Origin of the sequence: Leptospira kemamanensis (assembly GCF_004769665.1) — a bacterium.
In the GTDB taxonomy this organism is placed as follows: Bacteria; Spirochaetota; Leptospiria; order Leptospirales; family Leptospiraceae; genus Leptospira_A; species Leptospira_A kemamanensis.
Genome location: NZ_RQGG01000006.1, coordinates 47,285 through 54,412 on the forward strand (window position 1 = coordinate 47,285; position 7,128 = coordinate 54,412).

Annotated in this window: 7 protein-coding genes and 1 pseudogene; 2 read left to right on the plus strand and 6 right to left on the minus strand. The window is 39.7% G+C overall.

All coding sequences use genetic code 11. The annotated features are described in order from the left end of the window. Positions 1 to 31 precede the first annotated feature (31 nt). From EHQ59_RS01200 to EHQ59_RS01225, 6 genes are all read right to left on the minus strand, one after another. A complete protein-coding gene (locus EHQ59_RS01200) occupies positions 32 to 469 on the minus strand; it encodes a hypothetical protein (RefSeq protein WP_135617333.1) in 438 nt (145 codons plus the stop codon). Between the two features lie 4 nt (positions 470 to 473). Next, a complete protein-coding gene (locus EHQ59_RS01205) occupies positions 474 to 1,739 on the minus strand; it encodes an acetyl-CoA acetyltransferase (RefSeq protein ID WP_015676506.1) in 1,266 nt (421 codons plus the stop codon). Positions 1,740 to 1,752: 13 nt separating this feature from the next. After that, positions 1,753 to 3,063, minus strand: a complete 1,311-nt coding sequence (locus EHQ59_RS01210) for a 3-hydroxyacyl-CoA dehydrogenase NAD-binding domain-containing protein (protein WP_135617334.1) — start codon at positions 3,061 to 3,063, stop codon at positions 1,753 to 1,755. Positions 3,064 to 3,653: 590 nt separating this feature from the next. Beyond that, the gene (locus EHQ59_RS01215) at positions 3,654 to 4,142 is read right to left on the minus strand and encodes a DUF2721 domain-containing protein (protein WP_135617335.1); all 489 of its coding nucleotides are present in this window, start codon (positions 4,140 to 4,142) and stop codon (positions 3,654 to 3,656) included. A gap of 35 nt (positions 4,143 to 4,177) precedes the next feature. Continuing rightward, a complete protein-coding gene (locus tag EHQ59_RS01220) occupies positions 4,178 to 5,131 on the minus strand; it encodes a tRNA dihydrouridine synthase (protein WP_135617336.1) in 954 nt (317 codons plus the stop codon). 6 nt (positions 5,132 to 5,137) lie between these two features. Then, positions 5,138 to 5,485: a hypothetical protein gene (locus EHQ59_RS01225; protein ID WP_208652303.1), complete on the minus strand. Its 348-nt coding sequence runs from the start codon at positions 5,483 to 5,485 to the stop codon at positions 5,138 to 5,140. Between EHQ59_RS01225 and EHQ59_RS01230 the strand changes: the two genes are divergently transcribed. Both EHQ59_RS01230 and EHQ59_RS01235 read left to right on the plus strand, forming a co-directional pair. Further along, complete coding sequence (locus tag EHQ59_RS01230; protein ID WP_244245312.1) at positions 5,471 to 6,319, plus strand: hypothetical protein; 849 nt, start codon at positions 5,471 to 5,473, stop codon at positions 6,317 to 6,319. The genes EHQ59_RS01225 and EHQ59_RS01230 overlap by 15 nt on opposite strands. 28 nt (positions 6,320 to 6,347) lie before the next feature. Continuing rightward, positions 6,348 to 7,128 (plus strand): annotated as a pseudogene (locus EHQ59_RS01235) (LA_1737 family protein); the annotation flags it as partial.

The following is a 7,128-nucleotide window of genomic DNA, read 5'->3' on the forward strand; positions in this document are numbered from 1 at the left end:
TCATCTATTTTGAAAGATCGAAATGATCCAATTAGTCTTCTGCGTTCCAACCGACTGAATAAATGACAGCTGTAGAAACTGTGAAGAGGGAATAATACGCAACCCAAACCCAAACGAGTTGTGTAGGGGCAAAGTTTGTGAGAGACAAAGTCCATAACATGGGTGATACAAACCCGATGATGGATACTAAGATTCCCACGAGAAATCCACCCACAAGTCCTTGTGGCAGTGATTCTTTCATCAGTGCATATAAAAATCCAAAGGATAGTGTGAACAACAAATCGCTGAACACAGGTCCTAGCCAAAAAACATCGGTTATGGGAACAAACATCGATTTCAGTGTTGGATCAAAGTAGAACTTTGCAAAAAACAACATACGAAGAGGGATGGAAACTGCTTCCCAAAACGAAAAGGCAAGGAGGAACCGGACTAAAATCCGATTCCATTTTTCTGTATTCAGCGAATTCACTGGATTACTTTCCTAAGATGAACACGAAGTTCGTCGTAGCCGATCCACCAATGTTGAGCATAAGACCGTTCTTAGCTCCTTTTACTTGGTAGTCCCCAGCAGTGTTTGTGACTTGTTTGTAAAGGTCGAGCATCATACGAACACCAGACGCACCCACTGGGTGACCCACACCGATGAGTCCACCGGATGGATTGATTGGTTTTTTACCACCGAAGTCAATCGTTCCTTCTTCGATCGCAATGTGTTCTTTTCCTGGTTCTGAGATTCCAAAAGCAGAAATCGCAGCATACTCAGAAGAAGTAAAACAGTCATGTGTTTCGAACACATCAATGTTTTTTACATCAAGGTCAGCACGTTTGTAAGCATCTTTTACAGTTTGGCGAGTCCATGGAAGGATGTATTTGTCCCCAACGGATTCTTGTTTTTTTGCTTCAAATGTAATTGGTGCTACACGGTGGCCCCAACCCTTCACGCGAGGGATGTCATCAATTTTACGACCAGTTTTTTTAGCGTATTCTTTCGTGTAATCTTTAGAAGCAAGGATAGTGACAGCAGCACCGTCTGTTACTTGAGAACAGTCAGTGATACAAAGTCTTCCACCCACAGCCATATTGTTTGCACCACCACGAGCCATCGCATGTTCTTTGTTCATGAACCATGTACGAGTTTGTGCTTTAGGGTTTCGTTTTGCGTTTGCGTAGTTGATACGTGAAATCTCAGCAAGAGCATCCATAAAACGTTCTTCTTTCAATTCGTAACGTTCGAGGATCACATCTGCTAGTTTTCCGAAAAGTTTTGGGAAAGGAAATTGAACTCCCTTCGCTTCTTTATCGTAGTATGCAGCAGTTCCTAGGAAGTCACCTCCCACAGAAGAAGAAACAGTTTTCATCACTTCCACACCAAGTACAATCGCTAGATCGTAATCTTCAGCACGGATATGTGTGATCGCAGCATCAAGAGCAACTGATCCAGAAGCACAAGCTGCTTCGTAACGAGCACCAGGAACTCCAAAAAGAGCAGGGTTTACTTCTGTTAAAAAAGCACCCAAATGTCCTTGGTTTGCATACTGTTCTGCATCAAAGTTTCCAACAAACACCGCAACACGGTTTTCTTTGTTCAATCGTTTGATTTCATCATAACTAATGCCCACTTTTTCAAGAGCATCATCTAATACTTCACGCATCATGGACATGAAGGTTTTTCCTTCTTTTGTCCAGTTTCTTTGGAAGTCGGTTTGTTCTCCGCCTAATACGAATACTTTTTCACTCATATGATACTCCTAATTAACCTTTGAAAAGAGACCTTGCGTCCAGTTTGTCGCCGAGTTCGTAAAACTTTTTGCCTTCTTTGGCATCTTTTAAAAGTTTTGGAACTGGAATTTTGGAAGCATCCATCATCTTAATTGTTTCTTTTGGTCCACCAAGGAAATCAACAAAAGCAGAAGCAGGAACCCAGTTAAAACCAAACCCCATCGCTCCGTCCGTATTTTCTTTTGTATCCACTACTTCTCCCACGAGAGAGAGCGAATAACTGATGTAACGTGAAATGAAGTAACGTGCGATTTCTGCTTCGAAACCAGATGCTTTTTTCACAACGTCCATTGCGCCCTTGTAATCGGATTCTTTGATTTTTTGGCGAGCTTCTTTGATAAAAGAAATATCAAATTTAGGGTACGGATCGTACTCACCAGTTTTGATGTTGTAAACAAACTTCTCGCGTTTTCCGTCAGCGTGTTTCACAACTTTTGTGAGACCACCACCAGATTTCATACCAAGTTTGCCTGCATCGATTAACTTTTGGAAGTAACCAGGAAGTTTGAATGTTTCGTGAGCTTCGTCTTTAGTGTTGTCGTAGATATTGTCTACGATGGCTTTGTGAACATCAAGTCCTACGAAGTCAGCAGTTGCTAGTGGGCCCATCGCACGTCCAGTGTAACCAGACATGATTTCGTCCATAAGAGCAATTCCACCTTTGTCAGCATACTTTTCTGCAAAGTGAGCCACTTCGTTCATCAACTGAAATCCAATGCGGTTTCCAGCGAATGCAGGAGTGTCGTTTGTATACACTACAGCACGACCTAAAACTTTTTCTAAGTATTCACCTAACGCTTGTGTTACTTTTTTATCATTTCCTGAGTGAGTGACGAGTTCACAAAGGATCATTTTATAAGGAGGGTTAAAAAAATGTGTTCCGTAGTAGTGTTTTTGACCATCTTCATCGTAAGCTTTTGCCAAACGACCGATAGAAAGACCAGAAGACACAGTGGAAACGATGGTTCCTGGACGGCGCGCTTTTGCGATACGAGTGTTGATCGGTTCTTTGACTTCGTAACTTTCCGCCACGAGTTCGAATACCCAATCTGACTCTGCGACAGCTTTTTCCAGATCCGCATCGTAGGAACCAGGGATCATTCTTGCGCGAATTGTATCCGTTTTGACGGATGCGACAGCGGCTTCGATACCCTGTTTTGCTTTTTCAACATCTCTAGCGAGCATATGGACTTTAGCACCACCGAAGGCAGCAATGACGCCCGCACTTCCAGAACCCATGGCTCCGTTGGCACCTAAAATCGTGACAGTTTTGATTTCTCTCATGAAGGAATTTCCGAATCTAATTTTTACTTACCGTTCTAGAAAGGTGAGGTGACAGGAAAATCGTTTTTTTTTGTCAGATTTGTTACAAAAGAGGGGCGGTGGGGGGTGGCGCGGAGTACACTTTCCCCGCCCGATCTGAGGGTGGGGAACTAGACCCGCCGCCCAATGTGTTCGCTTTACCACATCCTGCATTCTTTGGCACGCCCAATCCCAAAATCACGGTTTTTCTTTTCAAAAAGTTCGTAGTTCAGTCGTTTGGGCACCCAGGCGGGCTCACTCCGGGGTCCGCATTCGCTCCCGTCCTCGTCGGCCATGCCTTCCGAGGACCAAGCCCTGCGGATCCCTGGTGCGGCAAAGAGGAAATGAAAATTGTCCCCAAATGGGTATGTGTGGCCAAAGGTTTGTGGGATCCAAAAGGAAATCCATGCGCCAGCGGTAGTAGCGGAAATCCTTTCGCTACTAGCGAAAGATTGGAGCGGATAACGCGGTCGGTATTCAAAAATTGGGATGTGATCGTAGGGATGCGAGGCGCCCTAATGGAAAAACGAATTTTTCATTTGAGCATTAATTTCAGAAAGGGATTTTAGTTTTTATTTCTCTTGCACTTTTCTTTCCAAAAATTCTGTAAATTCAATTTGGCTGTTAATGAATGTTAGGTTGTATCTACTTTCGTAAATCAGAAGTGCACTGGCAATGAAAAGGCAAATTCCTCCAATGATGGCAACCATTGTAGGTAACCAAGTTTGGTCTTTGGCAAATGCTAAAGTAAATGCAAAAGATAAACTAGAGATGATGAATAAGGAAGTTGCCAAATATAAAAACGCCATTGACCTTTGGATGAGGACTGCTCGTTTTTTTTGTACAGCAAGTTGATGGCGCATATACACTAAACGTTCGTTTTGAAAATTCTTTTTGCCATCTAAAATCATTTCCACTTCTGATTTCAAAAGATTGACTCGATCAAATATTCTGCCTAGGCGATTGGCTGTAGAAAAAATCAAACTCGCACATGCGGAAACAAAAACAGCAGGTGTGATCATACCTGATAAAATTTCTGAATTGGAAAATGATTCAAACATAATGATTCCTTGGTATTATTGTCTAATTTAAATTTCTATGAATTTATGAGCGAATAGAATTCGGAAAAGTAAAGAGTTTCCAATTCTTTCGGATTGGATATTTGTTTGATCCGATGAAAATCTAATTTTGCTTCTTCATATTCCCTTGATAGATATTGTAACAATTGTTTGATTCTTCCTGTTTTGCTCACACCGTCCATTCCCTCAGTCATCGTGATCCAGTAAGTCATTAATATTTTTTTGATTTCAATCCACTCGAATCGATCCTGAAGGATTCCTTTGATCATAAGTGCTAATGCTGGATTACTGACTGCTCCGCGACCAATCATCAAGTCTTGGCAATCGGAGATTTTTTGGCAACGGAAAGCATCTTCTATCGTCCAAATTTCCCCATTGGCAATGACATTGATGTTTAAAGTTGATTTGATTTTGGAAATCCACTCCCAATACGCAGGAGGTTTATAACCATCTGTTTTGGTACGAGCATGAACTACAATTTCCTTTGCTCCACCTTCTTCCAAAGCTTTGGCACAGTCGAGCGTCTGTTCGGTGGAGTCAAAACCAAGTCGCATCTTTGCAGTGACAGGAATTTCTTTCGGAACAGAATTTCGTACAGCTTTCACGATCTGAAACATCAATTCGGGTTCTTTGAGAAGAGCAGCTCCTCCTCGATTGCGATTCACTGTAGGAGCAGGGCAACCAAAGTTGATATCAATACCATAAGCACCGAGAGACGCTGCCATACTTGCGTTCTCTGCCATACAATTTGGATCAGAACCAAGAATTTGAACCTTCACCGGAATATTAGAATTTGTTTTTGATGCAGTTTTGAGTTCTGGAACCACTCGATAATATCGATGAGCAGGTAATAACGTATCATTCACTCTGATGAATTCGCTAACACATTCATCATAACCACCAACCTGAGTTAAAATCTCACGCAATCGAAAGTCAAGAAGTCCTTCCATTGGTGCTAATACGATTCGCAAAAATAGTTATCCTGTCATTTTTCTAACTAAAGCACGAGAGATCATTCTTACTTTGGCTTGGAATGGTAATCTTTGCAGATTCGTTCCTACGATACCTTTTGTAAATCTGGTCTTTTTACTATAGTCGATATTTACATCCAATAGAACAGGTTTCCCTTGTTTTGCCAAGTCGAAAGCCAAAGCGATAGATTGATTTATCTCCGCATTTGTTTCCAGTCGAACATAATCAGCTCCAGTCGCCAAGGCAATGTTTGCAAATTGTGTGTTGCCTAGAATGGTTTTAGAATCAGTAAAATTTGATTGTTCTGGATTGAGGAAATGGGTTACATTCGATTTCGAATGTTGAAATCTCAAATTTTATTAGCGCTAACTTCCTTGTCTTTACACTTCTGTTCGACGAAAGAATCCTCCTTTCCCAAACAACATCTAAGTGAGTCGCCAGGAGAACCAATTTATTCGGAAACATTGGATTCAAACGAATATCTACAACCTATCGTAAAAGAATCAACTCGTCCCACGAAAGAAGGTTCCATTTATTATGTAATACTTAGAGATAAAGTTGGGAAAAAAATCCTGAGAAGTATCGCCATTTTAGTGGAAGACAAATCTATGAATTTGAAACCAGAGGAATATTTTCATTATCCCATTTATTATACCGTAAGTACTTCGAAACATTTTCGTTTTTGGCACCATTATAACATGGCTTATGATATTCGCAGAGCTGCTGACAATTCTCCTGTTTATATGCCAGTTTATGCTTCGGCAAGTGTTGTCTCTTTGGCAGCATTTGGAATTGCCTATGTTGCATCTACGGGAACTGCTTTTATCGTAGGACTGGGAAAAGGTACTTATGAATTTACGGAAGATATTTTAGAAGGTGTGATTATTTCAAACGAAGAAATTGTCCTGGCATACAATGACTATCTTTATGACGAGAAAAATCGATTAAAAACGATAGCAACTTATTTGCCTTACCGTTCTATCTCTAAAACCGTAATCCCATTATATGATCGAGAAGGTAAAAAACAAATTGGTCAAATGTATCCATCGTCCAAACCAATTTTATTATCTCAAATGGATTTTACTTACGTTTCCTCTAGTTCAAACCCAAAGTCGGTTTCTTTTACAGAATATTTACCCAAAACTAATAAAAAGATAATTTCTTTACCAATGAAAGGAAAGAAATAATTCTTGTACGAATTGAACCTAATATCGTATGAAATATTCCATACCAAGTTTTATCTTATTTAGTTTTTTGTTTTCGACCACTCCCCTTGTTTCAAAAACATGGGACGATTTGGAGGAAGAGCAAGAAATAAAAATTTATGGAAGCGAACGAAGTGCAAAATTCAAAGCGAGTAATATTTTTTATGATATTGAAGATTGGAAAGATCATTATTCTGTTCGTGCCTTAGGAGTTTATCGATACTACAACTATCCATTATCCAAATCAAAAACGTTTTTTCCTTTTTATAATCATATTCAAAGTAAAAAAGACAATCGTGAATACAAACGGATCGTAAACTTCAATGTCACAAAAGAAAACGATGCTGTAGATAAATCATTTTACCCATTTGTGTTTTGGGGAAATACACAAAATAGCTCGTATTTGGTGACAATTCCATTTTTCTATCACAAACAAAAGGAAAAAGAAAATACGTTTGGATTCCCTGTTTTACCACTCGTATACTATCATCACAAAGAAGAGTTAGGTGAAAAAACATACAAATATACCAGACTTCTGACTTTGTTCCACTTTGAAACAAGTGAAAGAAGAGGATTGGAAGAAGTATCGTTTACACCTCTGTTTTATTATGCAAAAGAAAATTATTTATTTTTGCCGTTACTTTTATACTATCAAAATTTCAGGTCTAGTTCTCACGAATATTGGATGGGACCTTTATATTATTCGAAAAATGAAACAAATCAGGAAAGATTATTTGTTTTTTTTCCATTTGTTGGAAGTTATGTATCCCCCAAAAAAGAAATCGATTTTA